Here is a 23,827-nt window from a genome sequence, read left to right on the forward strand (position 1 = left end):
ACTAATAACTATATAAACTCATAACAACAAACAACAACAGAATGACCGTAGATTTGCTACTAGGATTACAATGGGGAGACGAAGGAAAAGGAAAAATCGTTGACGTACTCACTTCAAAATACGACATTATTGCTCGTTTTCAAGGCGGACCAAACGCCGGACACACATTAGAATTTGACGGAATCAAACACGTACTGCGAACAATTCCTTCCGGTATTTTCCACCAAAATTCAATTAATATTATCGGGAACGGTGTTGTAATTGACCCGGTTGTTTTCCAAAAAGAATTGGAAGGACTGGAAAAATTCAACATGGATATCAAATCCCGTTTACTTATTTCAAGAAAAGCACATTTAATTTTACCGACACATCGTTTATTGGACGCCGCATCGGAAGCCTCTAAAGGGAAAGCTAAAATCGGTTCTACTCTAAAAGGAATCGGACCTACTTATATGGACAAAACCGGAAGAAACGGTATACGTGTAGGTGATATTGAGCTTGCCGATTTCAAAGAGCGTTACAGAGCTTTAGCTGATAAGCACGAAGCCATGATCTCTTTTTACGATGTAGACATGCAATACAATCTGAAAGAACTGGAAGATGAGTTTTTCACAGCAATTGAAGTATTAAAAACACTTACTTTTATTGATAGTGAAGCTTTCTTAAATCAGGCGATGAAAGACGGAAAAACCATTTTGGCAGAAGGCGCACAAGGTTCATTATTAGATATCGACTTCGGAACCTATCCGTTTGTAACTTCTTCAAACACTACTGCTGCCGGAGCCTGTACCGGTTTAGGAATCGCTCCTAACAAGGTTAAAGAAGTTTTCGGTATTTTCAAAGCATACACTACACGTGTAGGTAGCGGTCCTTTCCCAACAGAATTAGAAGACGAAATCGGACAAACAATGGCTCGCGTTGGTAACGAATTCGGATCTGTTACCGGAAGAGCCCGTCGCTGCGGATGGTTAGACCTTGTAGCATTAAAATATGCTATTCAGGTTAACGGTGTAACCGAATTATACATGATGAAAGGCGATGTACTTTCCGGATTCGATACACTGAAAATTTGTACCGGATATAATTACAACGGAGAAGTAATTAATCACTTACCTTATACTATCGAACCGGAAAACGTAACACCGGTTTATGTAGAGAAAAAAGGCTGGAAAGCCGATTTAACCGGAATGACATCTTACGATCAACTACCGGCGGAATTAAAAGAATACATTGAATTTATCGAAAAAGAAGTGGAAGTCCCAATCCGGGTTATTTCGGTTGGTCCGGACAGAACACAAACGATTGTAAAATAATCTTAAAAACGCTTTCTAACGGAAGCGTTTTTTCTTTTTTAGCCTGTTTTAATTATTAATAAAATATTCTTAATTAAAAAAACCCGTTCACAGATTTTACTTAAATTTGGCTCAAAATTTTAGACTTTGAAACAATTCTTTCTTTTTCTTATAAGTTTCAGCATTTTGTGCATTACTTCGGCAACAGCACAAGAAAAAAAAACAATTCAGATCATCCATACGGATTTCACCGATAGCAACCAACAGGAAATCCCGGGCGCTTCTATTCTAACCGGTAATGTTCAGATTGAACACGATGGCGTTTTGATCAGTTGTAATAAACTGTATTTTTTTGAAAAAGAAAACTACGCCAAAGCCTTTGGAAATGTTGTCATGAACCAAGGTGACACGATTTACATGAACAGTCGTTATGCCGAATACAACGGTAACGAAAAGTTTGCTTATGCTTCCGGTGAGGTATCGCTTCGTTCTCCGGAGTCGACTTTAACAACCGACACACTGAATTTTGACCGGAATACACAACAGGCTTTTTACAACTCTTACGGGACCATTATCAACAAAGACAACACCCTAAAAAGTAAATCCGGAAAGTACTACCTTAACGAGAAAAAATACCAATTTCTTACCGCTGTAACCGTAACCAATCCGCAATCTGTAATTAAATCCAACCATCTGGATTTTTACGACAATTCCGGACATGCTTATGTTTTCGGTCCGTCGACAATAACCAGTAAGGAAAATGTTATTTATACCGAACGCGGTTTTTACGATACCAAAAAAGATATTGCAACACTAACGAAAAACTCCACGATCAAGTACGATAACCGACTAATTAAGGGCGACAAAATATTTTACGACCGAAAGCGGGATTTTTCATCCGCTACAGACAATGTAAAAATCACCGATACGATCAACAGAATGATCGTAAAAGGACATTATGCGGAAGTGTATAAAAAACAGGATTCCATGTTTATCACCAAAAAAGCACTGATTTCAAGCTTTGTTGAAAACGATTCTGTTTATATCCATGCAAAAAAATTACTGGTAACAGGAAAACAAGGAGCACGTATTATCCGCGGCTTTAACAATGCTCGTATTTTTAAAACCGATATGAGTGGTAAATGCGATTCCATTCATTCCGATCAGAAAAAAGGATTAACCCAGATGATCGGAAGACCGGTACTTTGGAATAACGAAAACCAAATGACCGGAGATGTCATTCACCTTATCGGCAACAATAAAACCGAAAAACTGGACTCCTTAAAAGTACTGAATAATGCCTTTATCATACAAAAAGATACATTAGGTACCGGTTTTAACCAGGTAAAAGGTCAAGACTTATTCGGAAAATTCAAAGACAATAAACTGTCCACTGTAGATTTAGTTAAAAACACAGAGAAGATCTACTACATGTACAACGATAAAAACGAGCTGGAAATGATCGACAAAGGGGTAAGCAGTAAAATACACCTTGAACTGGAAGACAATAAAATCCAGACCATGACAGCTCTTATCAATCCTCAAAGTGAAAGTTATCCGCCGGATCAGTTTCCCGAAAACGCACGAAAACTACGCGGTTTTATTTGGCGTGGCGATGAGCGGATCAAATCAAAAGAAGCTATTTTCCCCGAAGAAGAGCTTGCCATTGACACAGCGATACAAAAAACAGCACTTGTAAAAGAGCTGGAGAACGAAAAGCCAATGGAAGCCAGCAAAGAAACGCTGGAATACGGGAAACCGCCAAAAAAAGAAAAAGCGAAAGCAAAAAAAAGTAAGAAAAAATGATTCAGGATTTCTATAAATACCAGGCACAAACTTCCCCTCACCCGTTAGCCATGGAAGTTTCTCACGCCAAAGGTTCCTATATTTACGATACAAACCAGAAAAAATACCTTGATTTTGTAGCCGGAGTTTCGGCTTGCACACTCGGCCATCAACATCCACGTGTAACCAATGCCATTAAAGACCAGTTGGACAAATATGCCCATGTTATGGTTTATGGCGAATATGCTCAGGATCCGTCGGTCGCTTTGTGTAAATTGCTGGCAGAAAACATGCCCGAAGAATTAAACAAAACCTATCTGGTTAACTCCGGAACTGAAGCCACCGAAGGTGCTTTAAAACTAGCCCGACGCGTTACCGGTAGAAGTCAGCTTATTTCCTGTTTTAATGCCTACCACGGCAATACAATGGGCTCTATGAGTGTAATGGGATTTGAAGAACGCAAACAGGTTTTCCGGCCGTTGATTCCCGATGTTGATTTTATCACATTTAACAACGAAGACGATTTACAAAAAATAACGCATAAAACAGCCGGGATTATCCTTGAAACCATACAAGGAGGAGCCGGTTTTGTACAACCGTTTGACGGTTTTCTGAAAAAAGTACGTCAACGTTGTAATGAAGTAGGCGCTATGATGATTCTGGATGAAATACAACCCGGTTTCGGAAGAACCGGTAAGCTTTTCGGATTTCAGAATTATGATGTCGTACCGGACATTGTAGTTATGGGTAAAGGAATGGGTGGCGGTATGCCGGTTGGCGCTTTTACCGCAAACGATAAACATATGGACTTATTGAGCCATGATCCGAAATTAGGCCACATTACAACTTTCGGAGGTCACCCCGTAATTGCAGCGGCTTGTCTTGCCACCTTACAAGAAATTGTAGAAACAGATATAATGGCGCAGGCACTGGAAAAAGAAAAACTTTTCCGCAAGTTACTGGTTCACCCGTTGATCACAGAAATTCGCGGTGAAGGTTTAATGCTTGCTCCTATGACAGAAAGTCCTGAAATCACCAACAAAGTAATCTTTAAATGTCAGGAAAAAGGACTGATTTTATTCTGGTTATTGTTCGAAGGACGCGCTATACGCATCACACCTCCCTTAACCCTTTCAAATGAGGAAATTGAAGAAGGATGTGGCATTATTATTGAAGCTATGAATGAAGTAATGAACGAGATGAAATAATTTACAAACAGTTTAATTGTTAATTAAATTGTTCACAACATATCATCCCGATTTCTGAATAAACAACAAACCTTTCCTAATTTTAATAAGGATAATTTTAAACAAGAGGAGTATGAATTTGAGTCACGAGGAAGAAGAAAACAGTTTATCCTTATCAAAGTTCGAATCAATGTTGAAAACCAACAAGGTATTCTTCTTTGACTCCGAAGAGTTTGAAGATATCATTCTTCATTATCTCGATACGGGTAAAATCAATTTAGCCAAAAAAGCACTGAAACTAGGACTGGAACAACATCCTAAATCGACCGGTTTAAAACTGGTTCAGGTTGAACTTCTGGTCTTTGATGACAAACTGGATATAGCCGAAAAATTACTGAACGATCTTTACGCTATCGAACCTACCAATGAAGAAATCTATATCCAAAAAGCCAATATTTATTCTAAAAAAGATCAACACGATAAAGCGGTAGAACTATTACAGGTTGCCTTACGCTATACCGATGATTATGCAGATGTCTATTCCTTAATCGGAATGGAATACCTGTTTATGGACAATCTGGAACTTGCCAAAGAAAACTTTATCAAATGTTTAGAAAACGACACTGAAGATCATTCTGCTTTATATAACGTTGTATATTGTTTTGATTTTTTGGATCAGAATCAGGATGCCATTCTTTTTCTGAATAGTTTTATTGATCGCAACCCTTATAGTGAAGTCGCCTGGCATCAGTTAGGACGTCAATATTACACCGTTAAGGATTACGAACAGGCCGTTCGTGCTTTTGATTATGCTACGCTTATTGACGAAAGCTTTCTGGGTGCTTATCTGGAAAAGGCAAAAGCATTGGAAAAACTAAAAAAATATCAGGAAGCAATCGATTGCTACAATACAACAATGGAACTCGACGATCCGACGTCATTTGCATTATTGCGCATCGGAAAATGTCACGAACGATTAGGCAATACCGAGATCGCTTTGCAATTCTATCTAAAAACAGTACACGAAGATCCGTTACTGGATAAGGCATGGATTGCTATTACCGATTTTTATATCCGCCAGCGTAATTTTCAAAAAGCGTTATATTACGTCAATAAAGCTATTGGTATTGACAATGAGAACAAGCTATACTGGAAACGTTATGGCGCCATCAACAAACAATTAAGCTTTTTTGAAGAAGCCGAATACGGTTATCGGAAAGCAGTAGAATTTGGCGATTATCAGTTGGACACCTGGTTATTTTGGGTAGACATATTACAATTCTTAGGAGAATTTGACAGTGCTGTACAAACATTATTACAAGCCTCCGAATTTTTCCCGGAAGAATATGAAATTGAATATCGTTTGGCCGGCTTATACTACATGCTTCATGATACTGAAAAAGGAAAAGTTCACCTTAGCAATGGTTTGCGATTAAACTTTAATAATCATACATTACTAGAAGAATTATTTCCGGTGATCTGGAATCAGAAAGCAATTCGTGAACAGATCGAAAAGTACCAGAAATTAAACGAATAAGCAGTATCCAAATACCATAATTTACTATTATCTTTACGGTTAGTTATTTATTTAATTGACCGTTTTTTTATTATGAAAAAAGCAAAGAAAAGAAGATTCGGGCTACTTGGAAAAAATATCAGCTATTCTTTCTCAAAAAAATATTTTACCGAAAAGTTTGAAAATCTTGAACTAGACAATTACAGTTACGTAAATTTCGACATTGACACAATTGATCGTTTTTCTTCTATCTTATCAGACACAAAAAATCTGAAAGGAATGAATGTCACAATTCCGTATAAAGAAACCGTAATTCCTTTCCTTACTAAACTTTCAGGAAATGCGTCTCTTATCGGCGCTGTAAATACTATCCGGATTACTAAAAAAGGAGAAACCAAAGGATACAATACCGATTTTTACGGTTTTAAAAAGGCTTTGAAACCAATGCTTAAAAAGCATCATAAAAAAGCACTGATTTTAGGAACAGGCGGCGCAAGTAAAGCGATTGCGTATGCCTTACAAAAATTAAAAATAGAATACGATTTTGTTTCCCGGAATGCAACAGAATGCGAATTTTCCTATAGCGAGCTAACCGCTGTTGTTTTTAATGACTATCAGATCATCATCAATACCACTCCGCTAGGCACTTTTCCTAATATAAAAGATTGTCCGGATCTGGACTATTCCTTATTTACCGATAAACACATTGCATTCGACCTTGTTTACAACCCGGAAGAAACCGAATTTTTACATCGGGCCAAATCGCATGGCGCCAAAACCAAAAACGGATATGAAATGCTCGTTTTTCAAGCCGAAAAAGCCTGGGAAATCTGGAACAAAAAATAAAATAGAGACTGTTTTCGGACAGTCTTTTTCATTTCTTTATCCTTACAAAAAGGATTAATAAGTTTATATCAAAATAGCAATAAATTCATATTTACATATCAAAAATACACATTTAATACTAATTTTCTTTTGAATTATCCATTAGCTTTTAGTATCTTTCCACTCAATTAATGTTAAACTTAAGCATTTCAACAATGTTAGAAGAAAAGAATGATAACCTGCCGGAGGCAGACGGACAGGAACAAATTAAAAGTGAAGAAACCGTTCCAACAGCTAATCACTCGGCTATAGAAGCCATCGAAAATTCAAATGCCGAAGAAGGAGAAGATGATTCGATTTCAGAAGGACATGATATCCCGATGCTCAATTATGAAGCCATGTCAATGGAGGAACTGGCTACAGAACTAGACAAACTGGTCTCTAATCAGAAAGTGATGTCCATTCGAAATCACGTAGAAGAAATCAGAAAAGACTTTATGGCCAAATATCATCATTTTATCGATGAGAAAAGAGATGAATACAGCCATGAGAATAACGGAGACACTACCGGCTTTGACTACCACTATCCGTTAAAAAACAAATTCGATAGCACATATAACAAATACAGAGAACTCAAAAATCAACACTTCAAGCTATTACAGAACAATCTAAAACACAATCTGGATGTTCGTCAGGCGATTATTGAGGAGTTAAAGGGGCTGATAGACAATCCGGGAGAAAGTATTCAGGAAACATTAAAAAATGTGAATGAATTACGCGATCGCTGGAAAAATGCAGGACCGATTCCGCGAGACAAATACAATCACGTATGGAATAATTTTCATTTCCATATTGAACGCTTCTATGATCACTTACATTTAGACCGTGAGGCGCGTGATTTAGACTTCAAACACAATCTGGAGCAAAAACAAAAAATCATCGCTCGTGTCGAAGAATTATTAAACGAGAGCGATATCCCTAAAGCATTTCGCGAATTACAATCGTTACATAAAATCTGGAAAGAAGAAATCGGCCCGGTATCCCGTGATCACCGTGAAGAACTATGGAACCGATTCAGCGAGTTAACCAAGCAATTGCACGACAAGCGCGAGGCATTACTTGTAAAAGCCAAAGAGAAAGAAGAAGAGAACCTAGCCAAGAAGAAAGAAATCATTGCGCAAATTGAAGCAATTTCTAATGAAACGATCACAGCACATAGTGCCTGGCAAGGTCAGATTGAAAAAATAGAAAATCTGAGAACCGCATTCTTCCAAACCGGAAAAGTTCCATTGGAAGTAAATGAAGAAACCTGGACCGCTTTTAAAAATGCTGTACGTAATTTTAACGCACAGAAAAATGCCTTCTACAAAGACATTAAAAAAGACCAACAGGACAATCTGAATAAAAAACTGGCATTGGTTGAAAAAGCAAATGCATTAAAAGACAATGAAGATTTTAATGCTACTACTCCAATCATGAAGCAAATTCAGGAAGAATGGAAGAAAATCGGGCATGTCCCGCGCAAATATTCCGACAGTATCTGGAAAGACTTTAAAGATGCCTGCAATCATTATTTCGACAAGCTACACGCTAAACGCAATGAAGCTAACTCGGAAGAAATAGACGCCTTTGAAAAGAAAAAAGACTATCTGGAACAATTAAGAGAATTCCAGCTAACCGGAGAACACAAAGCCGATCTGGACGCCATCAAACAACATATTGAAAACTGGAAGACTTTCGGACGTGTGCCACATGCCAGACGTCATATCGAGGGCAAATTCAACAAGATTCTGGATGCTTTATTCGACAAGTTGAGTTTATCGAAAAAAGAGGCGGAAATGGTTAAATTCAATAATCGACTGGAACAACTGGCCGACAGTGATGACTCCCGAAAACTGGAAAATGAACAAATCTTTATTATGCGTAAGATTGACGAAGTTCAGGGTGAAATCTTCCAATTGGAAAACAACATCCAGTTTATCTCAAATGCCAAGGCCGATAATCCTTTTATTAAAGAAATCAATAAAAACATTGATCGTCATAAAGAAGAATTAAAAACCTGGAAAGAAAAACTAAAACAGATTCGTAGTTTAAAACAACAGGAATAAATAAAAAAGACCGGATATTATGTCCGGTCTTTTTTTATACACACAAAAAAACCGCTTTAAAAGCGGTTTTTAATTTTTTATGATTAGTCGATTTTAAATCGTTTTCTATCATTTTCATTTAAATAGATCTTACGAAGACGTAATGATTTAGGTGTTACCTCTACATATTCATCTTTTTGGATATATTCTAACGCTTCCTCTAATGAGAATTTGATTGCCGGAATAATTCTTGCTTTATCATCAGCTCCGGAAGAACGTACGTTGGTTAATTTTTTCGTTTTAGTTACGTTAACCACCATATCATCACCACGTGAATTCTCACCAATTACCTGACCTTCGTAGATATCTTCGTTCGGATCAACAAAGAACTTACCTCGATCCTGTAATTTATCAATTGAGTAAGGAATTGCTTTTCCGTTCTCCATTGAAATAAGTGATCCGTTGATACGTCCTGCAATCTCACCTTTAAAAGGTTGGTATTCCAGGAATCGGTGTGCCATAATTGCTTCACCGGCAGTCGCTGTTAACAATTGGTTACGCAATCCGATGATTCCACGTGACGGAATGTTGAATTTAACAATCATACGATCCCCTTTCGGCTCCATACTCAACATTTCTCCTTTACGCACCGTTACAAATTCAACTGCACGACCGGAAAGATTTTCAGGTAAATCGATTGTTAATTCCTCAACCGGCTCACACTTAACACCATCAACTTCTTTGATGATTACTTGCGGCTGACCGATTTGAAGCTCATATCCTTCACGACGCATTGTTTCAATTAAAACTGATAAATGTAGTACTCCACGTCCGAAAACCATGAATTTATCAGCACTATCCGTTTCATTAACACGTAACGCTAAGTTTTTCTCTAATTCTTTATTCAATCTGTCTTTAATGTGACGAGAAGTAACAAATTTTCCTTCTTTTCCGAAGAAAGGTGAGTCGTTAATTGTAAACAACATACTCATTGTAGGCTCATCGATAGCAATTGTTGCCAATGCTTCCGGGTTTTCAAAATCAGCAACCGTATCCCCGATTTCAAATCCTTCTAAACCAACAATAGCACAGATATCACCCGCTACCACATGATCAATTTTTCTTCTTCCAATTCCTTCAAAAACGTGTAATTCTTTGATTTTAGATTTGATGATTTTACCATCGCGTTTTACCAAAGACACATTCATTCCTTCTTTTAATTCACCTCTTTGTAAACGTCCGATAGCGATACGTCCAGTAAAGTTAGAGAAGTCCAAAGAAGTAATTAGCATTTGCGGTGTACCTTCCGAAACTTTTGGCGCCGGAATGTGCTCCAATACCATATCTAATAATGGCTCGATGTTTTCTGTCTGATTCTTCCAGTCAGTCGACATCCAGTTATTTTTAGCTGATCCGTAAACGGTTGGGAAATCCAACTGCCACTCTTCAGCCCCTAATTCAAACATTAAGTCAAATACTTTTTCATGAACTTCTTCCGGAGTACAGTTTTCTTTATCCACTTTGTTTACAACCACACATGGTTTTAATCCTAAGTCGATTGCTTTCTGTAATACGAAACGGGTTTGCGGCATCGGACCTTCGAAAGCATCCACAAGCAACAATACACCATCAGCCATATTCAATACACGTTCTACCTCACCACCAAAGTCGGCGTGGCCCGGAGTATCGATAATATTAATCTTCGTTCCTTTGTAGGTTACCGATACGTTTTTAGAGGTAATCGTAATTCCTCTTTCACGTTCCAAATCGTTATTATCAAGGATTAAGTCTCCGGTATTCTCGTTTTCACGGAATAACTGACAATGATACATGATCTTGTCAACCAAAGTTGTTTTACCGTGGTCAACGTGAGCGATAATTGCAATGTTTCTAATAGATGTCATAAAAAAATTTTGAGGGTGCGAAATTACAATTTATTTTTTATATAAACACGCTAATTTTTAAGCAGTTAGCAAAAAATAACAAAATGATAACAACAAAAAAAGCCCTCATCAAAGAGAGCTTGGTATTATATCGTGTTTCAATTAGCGAATTATGCTAATTTAGCTACGTGCTTCGTTAATTTAGATTTCAAGTTAGAAGCTTTGTTATCATGGATAACATTTTTCTTAGCTAACTTGTCAATCATAGAGATAACAGCAGACAATTTAGCTGATGCTTCTGCTTTATCAGTTGCTAAACGTAGAGCTTTAATAGCGTTACGTGTAGTTTTATGTTGGTATCTGTTTAATACTCTTTTCTTTTCGTTGCTTCTGATTCTTTTTAAAGCCGACTTATGATTTGCCATTTTCTTAAAATTGATTAAGTCTTTTTACATTTCTTTTTTTCGTAGTCCGTAGGGGAATCGAACCCCTGTTACCAGGATGAAAACCTGGCGTCCTAACCCCTAGACGAACGGACCATAATTCCAATAAATCAAGTATTAATCACTTAACACTTTTCGTAGTCCGTAGGGGAATCGAACCCCTGTTACCAGGATGAAAACCTGGCGTCCTAACCCCTAGACGAACGGACCGTAATCTCAATAAAAACCGTATTAATCGCTTAATACTTTTTTGTAGTCCGTAGGGGAATCGAACCCCTGTTACCAGGATGAAAACCTGGCGTCCTAACCCCTAGACGAACGGACCTTTATTGCTTTATTGCGGATGCAAAAGTACAACATTTTTTCAATCTCGCAAGAACAACTCTATTTTTTTTTGATTTTTTTTTAGTAGGCTTTCGCAAAAAACACTCTTCCTTTTGAAGGTGAACCAGTTAGCACACACTTCCCTTCTTCCTCTTTTCTATCCAAAGGAATACAACGAATCGTTGCTTTTGTAAGGTCTTTGATTTTTTCTTCGGTTTCAGCTGTTCCGTCCCAATGAGCCGAAACAAATCCCGTTTTATTTTCAAGAACCTCTTTAAACTCCTCAAACGTTTCAACCTCGGTAATATGCGTATCACGATACTCCAACGATCGTTTAAACATCTCCTCCTGGATTGTCTCCAATAAATCCTGAATATATGCCACAACACCCTCTTTAGCCACGACTTCTTTCGTTAACGTGTCTCTTCTGGCGATTTCATATGTACCGTTCTCCAAATCATTAGGACCGATAGCAATACGTACCGGCACTCCTTTTAATTCGTATTCATTGAATTTCCATCCCGGCTTATGCGTCGTTCTGTCATCGTATTTAACCGATATTTTTAATTTACGCAATTGCTTCACTAATTCATTTACCTGCGCTGATATCGCCTCTAATTGCTCATCATTTCTATGAATCGGCACAATCACAACCTGAATCGGTGCTAAATTTGGCGGCAGCACTAATCCGTTATCATCAGAATGCGTCATAACCAAAGCTCCCATCAAACGAGTCGAAACCCCCCATGAAGTTCCCCATACGTGCTCCTGTTTCCCTTCAGCGTTAGAAAATTTCACATCAAACGCTTTAGCAAAATTCTGACCTAAGAAATGTGATGTTCCTGCCTGCAATGCTTTTCCGTCCTGCATCAATGCTTCGATACAATATGTTTCATCTGCACCAGCAAAACGCTCCGTTTCCGTTTTCACTCCTTTTACTACCGGGATCGCCATAAAGTTTTCCGCAAAATCAGCATACACATTCATCATCTGTACTGATTCTTTTAATGCTTCATCTTTAGTAGCATGCGCTGTATGCCCTTCCTGCCACAAAAACTCTGCAGTACGCAAAAATAAACGCGTACGCATTTCCCAACGCACTACATTCGCCCACTGGTTAATCAGTAACGGCAAATCTCTATAGGATTGCACCCATCCTTTATAGGTACTCCATATAATAGCCTCACTGGTAGGGCGAACAATCAGTTCCTCTTCCAGTTTAGCATTCGGGTCTACAATTAATTTACCTTTATTTTCAGGGTCATTTGTTAATCTATAATGAGTTACGATAGCACATTCTTTTGCAAATCCTTCTGCATTTTTCTCTTCTGCCTCAAACATGCTCTTGGGAACAAACAAGGGGAAATATGCATTATGATGTCCTGTCTCTTTAAACATTCTATCTAATTCGGCTTGCATTTTTTCCCAAATAGCATAACCGTATGGCTTGATAACCATACAACCTCTTACCCCTGAATTCTCTGCCAGGTCTGCTTTGACAACCAGTTCATTATACCATTTCGAATAATCCTCTGATCGTTTTGTTAAGTTCTTACTCATTTTGATTAGTTTGGCACAAATATTGTTTTACTTATTTTAACTAAATAGTTTGGCAAAACTAACTATTTTTGTGTTGTCCAACAATAAAAATACCCAGAGATATGAAAACTTATTACCTATCCAGCAGAAAATTATCCATTTACACAGTAATTGGATTCTTCGGACTTGTGGTCTCTTCCTGTGGTTCGTACCAAAACTCGTCTTATTATGATCATGACGGTGTTTACGGTTCAGAAAGACCTAGTAGAGAATACAACAGATACAGCGAACAAAACATGGCGCAAGCCAATAACTACAAAGACTATTTCAGCGACCTTCAAAAAGATGCTAACAACGGTGTTTTTACTGATGTGGACAATTATTCTTCTCAAGGTCAGGATTCTATTTCCAATATAGCAAACCGAAATGAATATGCAGGCACGACCGGTTATGCAGGATGGGGCGACAGTTCCAGCAACATAACCGTTAATGTTTACAACAATGATCCCTGGTACTGGAACAGAGGTTACTGGAATTCCTGGTATTCTCCTTATTACGGATCCGGATGGGGATGGAACAACTACTACTATGGTGGTGGATGGGGTGTTAGTCTCGGATGGGGATGGAACTCCTGGTATGGTCCTAACTGGGGATGGGGCTGGAACAACTGGTATGGTCCCGGATGGGGATGGGGCTATGGCGGCGGCTGGTACAACGGCTATTACCGCAATAACAGAATTTATAATGCCGGACCAAGAGGCGGATCTGCCTACTATAACGGACGTTACAACAACTCTGTATACGGCTACAATTACGGAACCCGAAACTATAACACATCCCGCAGAAACGTTGATTTCAATGCAACCCGAAATTACGGAACCGGAACAAGGGACTACAACAACTATAATAACGGAACACGTAATTACAACAACGGAAACGGAACCCGTAATTATAACAATAACGCCACAAGAGATTACAACAACAATAATTCCGGCACAAGAAATTATAACAATAATAACTCAGGAACCCGTAATTACAATTACAACAATTCCAATAGCGGAACCCGTAGTAACAGTAATTATTCTGCTCCAACCAGAAGTTATAACTCAGGAGGCAGTTTTGGCGGATCCCGTGGCGGCGGAAGCTTCGGCGGTGGCCGATCAGGTGGTGGTGGCCGACGTTAATCAATTCTGTTAAGTTATAAAAGAGACTCTCATGAAAAAATATATATTTTCCGCTATTGCTGCCATGTCGGCAGCATTAGCTTCCGGACAGGAGTTAGCTCCTTCAGACGGATTACGCTATGCAATGGACAATTTAAACGGTACGGCACGTTTTCGCTCAATGAGCGGTGCTTTCGGAGCTGTTGGCGGTGACTTATCCGCTATACATGTGAATCCGGCCGGTGGTGCTATTTTCAACTACAACACTGCTTCTGCGACATTAAGCTTATCCAACACTAAAAATAATTCCCGTTATTTCGGAACTACTACTAACGATCGGGATACTTCATTTGATTTAAACCAGGCCGGTGGTATCTTTGTTTTCCACAATCAGGACCAAAGTAGCGGTTGGACGAAATTTACTTTTGGTATCGCTTATGACAATGCTAATAATTTTGACAACAGTCTTAATTACAGAGGTACCGGAAGACGTTCAATTGATCAATTTTTCTTAAATCAGGCCAATGGGTTACCTGTAGGCGTTATCGACAACAATTATCGATATGATGAACTTGGATTTCAGGATCAACAAGCGTATTTAGCTTACCAGACCTATCTAATCGACACCAGTACTTATCCGTTTGACCCGAACAATCCGAACTATGTTTCCAATGTTCCGCAAACCGGAAGTTATGCGCATCAGAATTATATCTCCACAAACGGCTACAACGGAAAACTGGCTTTTAACTTTGCCAGCAGCTACAAAGACCGCCTTTACATAGGACTTAATCTTAATGCCCATTTTACTGATTACACTAAAAATTCAACGGTTTATGAGTCTAACAACGGCCCGTTAAATACCAATCCGAACTATGCTACCGTTCATCAAATTCAGTTTAATAACGACACACATACTTACGGAAGCGGATTTTCCTTCAACATCGGAGCCATTGCTAAAATTACTGACGAATTACGTTTAGGTGCATCCTATGAATCACCGACATGGTATCGTTTGACAGATGAATTAGCACAAAGTCTTTACACCACCTACACACCCGGAGGAGGCACTACAAGACAACAGGCTTCTTTAAATCCGAATCTGGTTAATGTATATCCGACTTATACTTTACAAACACCGGGTAAATTTACAGGAAGCTTAGCTTATGTTTTTGCTAAAACCGGCTTAATCAGTTTTGATTACGGTGTTAAAGACTATAGCAATATCAAATTTAAACCGAACAATAATTACAATAATTCTTTGAACGACATTTACTCCAATACCTTAACCAGCGCACAGGAATTCAGAGTTGGTGCAGAATACAAAATCAAACAGGTTAGTCTTCGCGGCGGTTACCGTTTTGAAGAAAGCCCGTATAAAGATGAGAAAGTTATAGGTGATTTAAAAGGCTATTCAGCCGGTATCGGATATAACTTCGGAAACGCCCGATTGGACTTTGCTTATTCTTTTTCCGAAAGAGAGATGGATGTTCCTTTATTATCAAGCATGACCGATTCAGCGCGAGTTAACAGTAAGGCAAATGCTTTCACTCTTACCTATACCGTAGGATTCTAAAACATCAACACCCGATAAAAAAGGCTGTTTCCGATAAGAAGCAGCCTTTTTCTTTTCGTTCTTGGGTATCGAATTACAAACAAAAAACAGTAAACTGCAATACAACTCTCAACTATTTACATCTTATTATCATTTCAATTATTACGATATCAACTAAAAATCATAATTTTCAGCAAACGATAGTGATGCTAATTATAAAAAACGTAATTTTGCACTCCAATTTTTCAATTCTATGAGAACCAAGACTTTAAAGAAAAACAAAATCAATGTCATCACTTTAGGTTGTTCTAAAAATGTTTACGATAGCGAAGTCCTGATGGGACAATTAAAAGCCAGCGGGAAAGAAGTACAACATGAAGCACCAAAAAATGACGAGGGTAACATTATTGTAATCAACACTTGCGGATTTATCAATAATGCCAAAGAAGAATCAATTAATACGATTCTGGAATATGTTGACAAAAAAGAACAAGGTATCGTAGATAAGGTTTTTGTAACCGGATGTTTGTCTGAACGCTACCGTCCGGATCTGGAAAAAGAAATTCCGGATGTAGACCGTTATTTCGGAACGACAGAATTACCATTGCTTTTAAAAGCTTTAGGTGCCGATTACAAACATGAACTTTTAGGAGAACGTTTAACCACAACTCCTAAGAATTTTGCGTATTTAAAAATTGCTGAAGGTTGTGATCGTCCGTGTAGTTTTTGTGCGATTCCATTAATGAGAGGAAAACACATCTCACAACCTATAGAAAAACTGGTTAAAGAAGCCGAAGGTTTGGCGGCAAAAGGCGTTAAAGAATTGATTTTAATTGCTCAGGATCTTACTTATTACGGACTTGACCTATACAAAAAAAGAAATTTAGCCGAATTACTGGAAAATCTGGTAAAAGTGGAAGGTATCGAATGGATTCGTTTACACTATGCTTTCCCTTCCGGATTCCCTATGGATGTATTGGATTTAATGAAGCGTGAGCCGAAAATCTGTAACTATATTGATATTCCGTTACAACATATTTCCGATAATATTTTAAAATCGATGCGTCGTGGTACAACATATGAAAAAACGACACGTCTGTTAAAAGATTTCCGTGAAGCGGTTCCGGGTATGGCTATCCGAACTACACTAATTGTAGGATATCCGGGTGAAACTGAAGAAGATTTCCAAATCCTGAAAAACTGGGTTGAGGAAATGCGTTTTGAACGTTTGGGTTGTTTTGCGTATTCGCATGAAGAAAACACACATGCCTATACTTTAGAAGATAATGTTCCGGAAGAAGTAAAACAACAACGTGCAGCTGAAATTATGGATATTCAGGCTCAAATTTCATGGGATCTGAACCAGGAAAAGATCGGACAGACTTTCCGTTGTATTATTGATCGTAAAGAAGGTGGTTATTTTATCGGACGTACCGAATTTGACAGCCCGGATGTAGACAATGAAGTTTTAATTGATGCTACGCAATACTACTTAAAAACCGGTGATTTTGCCACAATTAAAATTATTGATGCTACTGAATTTGACTTATACGGAGAACCGGTACAAGCATAAAAATTAAAAAAAAGACCTGACAGATTTTCAAAACGTGTCAGGTCTTTTTTTATTGCTTCACTATTTTACTCCAGCTTTTATTTCCTTCTGCTGTTGTTACCGAAACCAGATAGACACCGCTTGATAAACGACTACAATCCAATGTAGCCATAGTAGTATTTGTTTTTTCTGTTCCAATCAAAACACCGCTAAGCGTATACATTTCAATGGTGTTAATTGTTTGATTCGGCACCGTCATATAAAGCATATTGGTAACCGGATTCGGATAAACAGACAAAGCTTTCTTATCGTGTTCCTCTACACCTAAAACCTGATTATTTCGATATAATTTAGCCACTGCCGTCGTTCCCGTGCCGATACCTGTAATCAAAACATCCTGATCACCGTCATTATCCACGTCAGCAAATACAATATTTCCGGTAGAATGAGAAGTAAACGGCATATCCGGTATTCTTATAAAACCTCCCGTTCCGTCATTCAGGTATAAATTTGCTTCCTGTATATTATTTCCCTGAATTGTTTCCGAATATTTACGTCCCATGGAAAGAATATCCTGAAAACCGTCATTATTTACATCCGCAAAAGCGATCGCCAGATAATCCCCTATTCCAATAAAAGGCATTCCGGTTGCCATCGTAAAATTAGCATTCCCATCATTATAATACAATTCCATACGAAATCCGATTGCCGGATTACCACCGCTTGTTTGTATACTTCCGGCTACTAACAAATCCTGATCTCCATCATTATCAACATCGGCTACTGCTACTTTCCCTAAAATCGCCGTTATATTCGGCATGGGATGATGTGTAAAAACACCACCTCCCTGATTTAGAAAAATACGAACATTAACACCCGTTGCAGTTAATGATGTTTTTGACGATGTAACAATATCCTTCCGGCCATCACCGTTTAAATCGGCTACAACTACAGAAGCCAGATACATCCCATACGATTCCAATCCGCTCTGAAGATTACGTGTGAACACACCGGTTCCGTCATTAACGTATAATGCCATTGCAAAATTATTACTGCTGTACATACCGGTTACCAGAATATCCATATCGCCGTCATTATCAAAATCGGCCATATTTAAATCGCCATTCATTGTTCCGAGAAAATTTGAATTCGGTGACAAGCTATAGTTTCCTGTTCCGTCATTTAGATATAACTTTGTTTCAGGAGCACCGGAACTTCCGCCCACAATCAAATCCGGAAATCCATCCCCGTTAACATCTCCGAAAGCAGCTCCTCCTTCACGTCTTTTTATAAAAGTCTCACCGTCAAAAAGTGTAAAATTGCCCGTTCCGTCATTTTTATACAAACGGCTACTCGCTGCATTCGGACTCCCGCCCATTGCAAATAAGTCCAGATCGCCATCGCCGTCAACATCTGCAAATTTACAGGTACTGTATTGAACCGGAATAATCCCGGAATTCGGGACTAGTGTAAAATTTTGAGTAAAGGCACTCAAAGAACCTAATAGAGTAAAAGTAAGTAGTGTTTTTTTCATATATAGTTTTGGTTAGTAATTGCTACTTTAAAGCTAAGAGCCATCCAGAACCGGTATTTTGCTTCTAAAAAGTACTTTCATTTACACCACCAACCGTAACAAAATTTAAAAACAACGAGGCCCCTGCTTTCAAATGTAAATAAAAATCATTTCAAACCATTTATATTCATTATTTTAACAACAAAACCACTATCATTATAACAATAAAAGTCATTTTACAAACAAATACACAAAAAACGTTATTTTTTTTCACTGCTAAGAGACAAAATAAAAAGATTGCATTGCACCCATAAAAAAAACCGCCCCAGGAATCCTGAGGCGGTTTTCGCATTTCAATCTAATAATTATGAACTAAATAACTGTTCCTTTGAATACAAGCACTTTCGGAGCTTCTTCTGCATTAGTTGTTACGGTTACCGTTTTGGTAAACACGCCTTTTGCAGCAGCATTGAAAGTTGCGGTGATTTTCGCATTTCCGTTTGGTGCGATCGGGGTTTTAGTATAATCTGTAGCAGTACATCCGCAAGATGCTTTAACATTAGTGATGATCACTGCTGTTTTACCCGTATTTTTAAATTCGAAATCGATTTTTGCCGGTTTTCCTTGTGGAATTTCTCCTAAATCGATAGTTTCACTTTTCCATTGAATCGGTGATGTTGCGTTTGTATTAACAACTACCGTTTCATTTGTTTTTACAGGATTTCCTGTGAATGACATTAATCCTAATGCTAATGCTAAAACTGAAAGTTTGATCATTTTCATAATTTCGTAGTTTATATTATTATTTTTTTGTTGGTTCTTGTTGTACAGTCCAAAAGTATTCCAGACGTTTCAAGATCGATGTTAACCGTTTTTAAAAGTTTGTTAATGACTTGTTAACAGTGCAAAAAAAGCTTTTTTTTCAGTAATATTACAGTAATCAACAGTATTAATTTTGAAGATCAACCGACTCAACAGTATCATTATTCTGGGCCTGATTGCCATTGTGGGCATTATTATCGCACAATTACTCTGGACCAAAGAGGCCTTTAACCTGGAAGAGAAGAAATTCACCCAGAAAGTTCATATTGCTTTACTGGAAGTAGCTAAAAAACTATACGAAGGTAAAAACCACGAACTTCCCGCTAATAGTCCGATTAACAAAGTTTCGAATGACTACTATATTGTAAATGTTGATAATGATTTTGAACCGGAAATTCTTGAATACTATCTAAAAACAGTCTTTAAAAAGTTTAATATCACTACCGATTTCGAATACGCCATGTACAATTGCGAAAGTGATGAGATGGTGTACGGAAATTATGTTGCTATCAGCGATACTTCTAAAAAAGAGAATTCGGTGTATTTCCCGAAACATAAAAATCTGGTCTATTATTTTGCAGTTCGTTTTCCAAATGAAACGTCTTACCTCTTTAGTTCGTTAAAGTTCTGGTTTATGCTTTCATTTGCCTTGGTTGTTATCCTTATTGTCTATGTATATTCCATTTTTACGTTATTACAACAAAAGAAATATTCGGAATTACAACGTGATTTTATCAACAATATGACGCATGAGTTTAAAACACCACTATCTTCTATTCTGATTGCTTCTAACTATCTCAGTAAACAGGAACCGATTCGAAATGATCCGAAGCTCGACAAATATGCTTCCATTATTATTGACCAGAGTAAAAAACTCAACCATCATATTGAAAAGATTCTGAATATTGCTAAATCGGATGATACACCGCTAAAACTGCAAAAAAAAGAGATTTTACTCAATGCGGTATTACAGGATGTTACCGAAAACATTCAGCTTCGTTATCCGGAAGTACGTATTAACGTCGAAAATCCGGATAAATCGCTTCAGATTTACGGGGACGAATTTCATTTTACAAATATTGTTTACAATTTGATTGACAATGCGGTTAAATATTGTAATACAACGCCTGAAATCCAGGTTAAGGTTACTAAAGAACCCGGACGTGTACGATTGATGTTTACTGATAACGGGATTGGTATTTCACAAAAAAATATTTCCTTTATATTTGACAAGTTCTATCGGATTCCGGGTAAAAAAAGTAATGAGGTAAACGGTTTCGGATTGGGACTGTATTATGTAAATAAGATTTGCAAACTGCATAACTGGAAAATATCCACCAAGAGTCACCTGGAAAAAGGAACAACCATAACGCTATTAATACCCGAAAAATAATGTCGAAATACAAAATTCTATATGCTGAAGACGATGAAACACTGGCTTTTCTGACCAAAGATAATCTGGAACTGAACGGCTACGAGGTTTTCCATTGCCCGAACGGAGAAAATTGTCTCGAACTGTTTAAAACCGGCTCGTTTGACATTTGTATTTTGGATATCATGATGCCTAAAATAGATGGCTTTGAACTGGCTACAGCGATTCGCGAAATTGACACTGAGATTCCCATCATCTTTTTATCGGCCAAAACGTTAAAAGAAGACCGGATTAAAGGACTGCGTTTAGGGGCCGATGATTACCTGGTCAAACCTTTTAGCATCGAGGAATTATTACTTAAAATTGAAATTTTCCTGAAGCGCTCCCAAAAGAAAACGGCTCCGGAAAAAAGCGGTTATATCGTAGGGACTTTCCGGTTTGATGCTGAAAATTACGTATTGGTTAAAGGCGATAAAAAAACAGTATTAACGCAGAGAGAATCCGAATTACTAAAATTATTTCTGGACAATAAAAACACCGTCCTGAAACGGGAACAAATTCTAACCTCTTTATGGGGTGACGATGATTATTTTATGGGGCGAAGCCTTGATGTCTTTATTTCCAGACTCCGAAAATTATTGTCGGAAGAAACCGGCATACAAATAGAAAATCTGCACGGCATCGGTTTTAAATTTACTATAAAAGAGTAATTTCTTTCGGGTTACAACACCAAAAGGCCGGAACTTCGCAATGTATTGATTGGTTTCGAATACCAAAACAGTTCAAAATCTTCCCGATCCTCATTCTCGTAATCCGATTTAACCTCATTAAATGTCAAAGTCTTGTTTTGTGCAACCGCCATTTTAGGTAAAGCCGATATAAGCCATTCCGCATCTTCTTTGTTCACCTGAATAACAAAGCTTTCTTTTTTATCGTGGAATGTCAAACTGGCCATTTCAAATTGCCTTCCTTTTTTATTTTTGGTAAAATAGGATACTGTTGGTTTTCCTCCTATCCAAACCACCTTTGCCGTCGGTTTAATCATAAAAGTATCGTCGTCCTGCAAAGCATTATAAATATAATCTGATGTTACTTTTGTACGTGGTATTTTAAAATCAAACCAATCCTGCAACGGATAATCAAAGCAGATTCCATGCATATAATTGAACAGTGATTTCTTTAAGCCAAAACTAAACTTATCATGATCCGTTCCGGTTTTATCAATATGGATGATATCGTTATTTGCGAATGCACCGATCGTTTCCGTTTCTTTTTGCACACCGAATTTTTCAGGGTACATCCCAACCGGACTATGCGCTGTCATCGCAAACTGATGCCAGAATCCCGATTGTAAAATGCCCAACTCAAATAATTGTCGTACCATTTCCAGACTATCGATAGTTTCCTGAGCCGTTTGTGTCGGAAAACCATACATCAGATACGCATGGACCATAATTCCCGCTTCAGTAAAATTCCGGTTAACGCGAGCCACCTGCGCTACAGTTACGCCTTTCTGAATCAATTCCAGTAAACGATCTGAAGCCACTTCCAATCCTCCGGAAACCGCAATACATCCGGAAGCTTTTAGCAACAAACATAAATCTTTGGTAAAGCTTTTTTCAAAACGAATATTCGTCCACCAGGTTACAGCCAGTTTCCGTTTTAAAATTTCCAATGCAACTGCCCGCATTAAGGCAGGAGGTGCAGCTTCATCAACAAAATGAAAGCCATTTTGCCCGGTTTGCGTAATTAGCTCTTCCATTCGGTCCACTAACATCTTAGCCGCTATCGGTTCGTAAACTTTGATATAATCCAACGAGATATCGCAAAAAGTACATTTCCCCCAATAACAACCGTGCGCCATTGTAAGCTTGTTCCAACGCCCGTCACTCCACATACGATGCATCGGGTTTACAATTTCGATCACCGAAATATATTGATCCAGCAATAAATCGGTGTAATCCGGTGTTCCGACTTCCGACTGTTTATAGTCCCGACAAGCCGGATTATTATAATAAACAACCTTATTATCTTCTAAAATAAAGGTTCTTTTTAATTCTTCTTTACTCAATTTTCCCGCTACATAAGCAATCATATTCTCAACCGGCGCTTCTCCGTCATCTAATGTGATAAAATCGAAAAATTCCATTACCCGTACATCACTTAATGATCGTAATTCAGTATTCGGAAAACCGCCACCCATCGCAACCTTAATATTCGGATGGTGTTTTTTAATCCATTGTGCGCAACGGAAAGCACTGTATAAATTGCCCGGAAAAGGAACCGAAAAAGCTACAATTTCAGGATTTAGAACCGACAATCGTTCTGCTAATAACTGCAAGGTTATTTGATCGATATACGTATATTCCTGTTGCAGATGATTGTATAATTCATCAAAAGAATTCGCTGATCGTCCTAATCGTTCTGCATAACGGCTAAAGCCAAAATTCGGGTCGATACATTCTACAATCAGATCTGAAATATCTTCCAGATAAAGCGTAGCCAAATGTTTCGCCTTATCCTGCGTTCCCATAGTACCAAAAGCCCAGTCCAATTCTTCCAGCTGTGCAAAACGAGAGGCTTCCGGTAAAAAATCTTCCTGACAAATCAAATGTGCCAGAGTCGGATTTTTCCCCTGAAGAAACAAAATAACCGGATCAATCGTTTTGATGTATTCGTCCTGCAAGGCTATAATACGCTGACTATTATCCGTCCATTCCGTTGTCTGACTTTCGATTTCAGCAAACATTTCAATTAATCCCTTTTTCGAGAACAATTTTAAGATGACCTCAATGCCCAAATCCGCCTGAAAGGAGCTTATATTTTTGGTATTCAGGAATCCCTTTACGTAGGCCGTACCCGGATATGGAGTATTCAGCTGTGTAAAAGGCGGTGTAATCAGAAAAATGGTTGTCGGCTTCATTGGCTATACATCATTGAGACTGCAAAAATATCATTAAAATGTGAATTCT

The 23,827-nt window shown here is 38.1% G+C and carries 17 protein-coding genes and 3 tRNA genes; 11 read left to right on the forward strand and 9 right to left on the reverse strand.

Annotated elements, in window-relative coordinates; genetic code table 11:
• Positions 1 to 41: 41 nt before the first annotated feature.
• From NOX80_RS17970 to NOX80_RS17995, 6 genes are all read left to right on the forward strand, one after another.
• The gene (locus NOX80_RS17970) at positions 42 to 1,313 is read left to right on the forward strand and encodes an adenylosuccinate synthase (RefSeq protein ID WP_256551191.1); all 1,272 of its coding nucleotides are present in this window, start codon (positions 42 to 44) and stop codon (positions 1,311 to 1,313) included.
• A 126-nt stretch (positions 1,314 to 1,439) separates the two neighbouring features.
• Complete coding sequence (locus tag NOX80_RS17975) at positions 1,440 to 3,098, forward strand: OstA-like protein (RefSeq protein ID WP_256551192.1); 1,659 nt, start codon at positions 1,440 to 1,442, stop codon at positions 3,096 to 3,098.
• Positions 3,095 to 4,285 carry an aspartate aminotransferase family protein gene (locus NOX80_RS17980; protein ID WP_256551193.1) on the forward strand — a complete coding sequence of 397 codons (1,191 nt, stop codon included), beginning with the start codon at positions 3,095 to 3,097 and terminating at the stop codon, positions 4,283 to 4,285. Before NOX80_RS17975 ends, NOX80_RS17980 begins: the two co-directional genes overlap by 4 nt.
• 112 nt (positions 4,286 to 4,397) lie before the next feature.
• Positions 4,398 to 5,801 carry a tetratricopeptide repeat protein gene (locus NOX80_RS17985; protein WP_256551194.1) on the forward strand — a complete coding sequence of 468 codons (1,404 nt, stop codon included), beginning with the start codon at positions 4,398 to 4,400 and terminating at the stop codon, positions 5,799 to 5,801.
• A 72-nt stretch (positions 5,802 to 5,873) separates the two neighbouring features.
• Positions 5,874 to 6,626, forward strand: coding sequence for a shikimate dehydrogenase family protein (locus tag NOX80_RS17990; protein ID WP_256551195.1), 753 nt, complete (start codon positions 5,874 to 5,876; stop codon positions 6,624 to 6,626).
• Positions 6,627 to 6,820: 194 nt separating this feature from the next.
• On the forward strand, positions 6,821 to 8,713 hold the full coding sequence (locus NOX80_RS17995) for a DUF349 domain-containing protein (RefSeq protein WP_256551196.1): 1,893 nt from the start codon (positions 6,821 to 6,823) through the stop codon (positions 8,711 to 8,713).
• An 83-nt stretch (positions 8,714 to 8,796) separates the two neighbouring features.
• Here NOX80_RS17995 and typA read toward each other — a convergent pair whose 3' ends face one another.
• From typA to proS, 6 genes are all read right to left on the reverse strand, one after another.
• Positions 8,797 to 10,596 (reverse strand): translational GTPase TypA, encoded by a 1,800-nt coding sequence (typA, locus tag NOX80_RS18000; protein WP_256551197.1) that lies wholly within the window; start codon positions 10,594 to 10,596, stop codon positions 8,797 to 8,799.
• A gap of 149 nt (positions 10,597 to 10,745) precedes the next feature.
• Complete coding sequence (gene rpsT / locus NOX80_RS18005) at positions 10,746 to 11,000, reverse strand: 30S ribosomal protein S20 (RefSeq protein ID WP_136402411.1); 255 nt, start codon at positions 10,998 to 11,000, stop codon at positions 10,746 to 10,748.
• A 42-nt stretch (positions 11,001 to 11,042) separates the two neighbouring features.
• Positions 11,043 to 11,114 (reverse strand) — tRNA-Glu (locus NOX80_RS18010).
• A gap of 42 nt (positions 11,115 to 11,156) precedes the next feature.
• Positions 11,157 to 11,228: transfer RNA gene (locus tag NOX80_RS18015), tRNA-Glu, on the reverse strand.
• Between the two features lie 43 nt (positions 11,229 to 11,271).
• A tRNA-Glu gene (locus NOX80_RS18020) sits at positions 11,272 to 11,343 on the reverse strand.
• A gap of 80 nt (positions 11,344 to 11,423) precedes the next feature.
• Entirely contained in the window at positions 11,424 to 12,902 is a 1,479-nt protein-coding gene (proS, locus tag NOX80_RS18025) for a proline--tRNA ligase (RefSeq protein WP_256551198.1), read from the reverse strand.
• A gap of 101 nt (positions 12,903 to 13,003) precedes the next feature.
• Between proS and NOX80_RS18030 the strand changes: the two genes are divergently transcribed.
• The 3 genes from NOX80_RS18030 (at position 13,004) to rimO (ending at position 17,169) form a co-directional block, all read left to right on the forward strand.
• Positions 13,004 to 14,065, forward strand: a complete 1,062-nt coding sequence (locus tag NOX80_RS18030) for a hypothetical protein (RefSeq protein ID WP_256551199.1) — start codon at positions 13,004 to 13,006, stop codon at positions 14,063 to 14,065.
• A gap of 31 nt (positions 14,066 to 14,096) precedes the next feature.
• The gene (locus tag NOX80_RS18035; RefSeq protein WP_256551200.1) at positions 14,097 to 15,617 is read left to right on the forward strand and encodes an OmpP1/FadL family transporter; all 1,521 of its coding nucleotides are present in this window, start codon (positions 14,097 to 14,099) and stop codon (positions 15,615 to 15,617) included.
• Positions 15,618 to 15,849: 232 nt separating this feature from the next.
• Positions 15,850 to 17,169, forward strand: coding sequence for a 30S ribosomal protein S12 methylthiotransferase RimO (rimO, locus tag NOX80_RS18040; protein ID WP_256551201.1), 1,320 nt, complete (start codon positions 15,850 to 15,852; stop codon positions 17,167 to 17,169).
• A 49-nt stretch (positions 17,170 to 17,218) separates the two neighbouring features.
• Here the strand turns inward: rimO and NOX80_RS18045 are convergent, their stop codons facing one another.
• Both NOX80_RS18045 and NOX80_RS18050 read right to left on the reverse strand, forming a co-directional pair.
• Entirely contained in the window at positions 17,219 to 18,682 is a 1,464-nt protein-coding gene (locus tag NOX80_RS18045; protein ID WP_256551202.1) for a T9SS type A sorting domain-containing protein, read from the reverse strand.
• A 351-nt stretch (positions 18,683 to 19,033) separates the two neighbouring features.
• Positions 19,034 to 19,444, reverse strand: coding sequence for a DUF1573 domain-containing protein (locus tag NOX80_RS18050; protein WP_256551203.1), 411 nt, complete (start codon positions 19,442 to 19,444; stop codon positions 19,034 to 19,036).
• A gap of 172 nt (positions 19,445 to 19,616) precedes the next feature.
• Between NOX80_RS18050 and NOX80_RS18055 the strand changes: the two genes are divergently transcribed.
• Together NOX80_RS18055 and NOX80_RS18060 are read left to right on the forward strand one after the other, a co-directional pair.
• Positions 19,617 to 20,876, forward strand: coding sequence for a sensor histidine kinase (locus NOX80_RS18055; RefSeq protein ID WP_256551204.1), 1,260 nt, complete (start codon positions 19,617 to 19,619; stop codon positions 20,874 to 20,876).
• Positions 20,876 to 21,565 carry a response regulator transcription factor gene (locus NOX80_RS18060; protein ID WP_256551205.1) on the forward strand — a complete coding sequence of 230 codons (690 nt, stop codon included), beginning with the start codon at positions 20,876 to 20,878 and terminating at the stop codon, positions 21,563 to 21,565. Before NOX80_RS18055 ends, NOX80_RS18060 begins: the two co-directional genes overlap by 1 nt.
• A gap of 11 nt (positions 21,566 to 21,576) precedes the next feature.
• Here NOX80_RS18060 and NOX80_RS18065 read toward each other — a convergent pair whose 3' ends face one another.
• Positions 21,577 to 23,778, reverse strand: a complete 2,202-nt coding sequence (locus tag NOX80_RS18065) for a B12-binding domain-containing radical SAM protein (RefSeq protein WP_256551206.1) — start codon at positions 23,776 to 23,778, stop codon at positions 21,577 to 21,579.
• Positions 23,779 to 23,827 lie beyond the last annotated feature (49 nt).

Source organism: Flavobacterium cerinum (genome assembly GCF_024496085.1).
Lineage (GTDB): Bacteria > Bacteroidota > Bacteroidia > Flavobacteriales > Flavobacteriaceae > Flavobacterium > Flavobacterium cerinum_A.